This window comes from Nitrosomonas supralitoralis, assembly GCF_003011925.2.
In the GTDB taxonomy this organism is placed as follows: domain Bacteria; phylum Pseudomonadota; class Gammaproteobacteria; order Burkholderiales; family Nitrosomonadaceae; genus Nitrosomonas; species Nitrosomonas supralitoralis.
This window is the reverse complement of sequence record NZ_PXXU01000197.1, coordinates 1-476: the sequence shown is the minus strand read 5'-3', so window position 1 is coordinate 476 and position 476 is coordinate 1. Positions and strand designations below refer to the sequence as shown.

General features: G+C 54.2%; 1 protein-coding gene. It reads right to left on the bottom strand.

Going from position 1 to position 476, the window contains the following annotated elements; all coding sequences use genetic code 11:
* Positions 1-476 (bottom strand): IS1595 family transposase (locus tag C7H79_RS17405; RefSeq protein ID WP_119983684.1); only part of this gene is annotated, 476 nt, incomplete at both ends.

The following is a 476-nucleotide window of genomic DNA, read 5'->3' as shown; positions in this document are numbered from 1 at the left end:
GTTGAGATACTCTTGCATATACTTGGGCGATACACCGTGATAAGTGCCCAGCAGAAATGCCTTGAGGTTGCCGATGGCAATATGCACCCAGGGCAGCCATTCGCCCGCCATATCAGGCGGCGTCACCCGTGCGGCATGATGCTGGGTTTTGCCGATTTCCACCAAGGAAGCCAGCGCATCGCTACGCACCAACTGATTGGGCGGGAGATGACATTGAACAAACTTTGCTACTGTTTTATGAGTAACAGCAGAGACCTGTTGCATGGCGATAAACCCGGCACACTTGCCCCGGTTCTCAATTGCCACCAGTATTGGGGTTTTACCTTCGGCACCGCGACCTCGCTTTCCACCGCGGCGACCACCCACCAAGGCATCGTCAATCTCAATCAGATCGTGCAGCCGATAGATACTATCCCGGTGTCCCATGGCAATGCGAATCTTGCGCAATATCCGGCAAGCCGTAATCCAGGAAACCT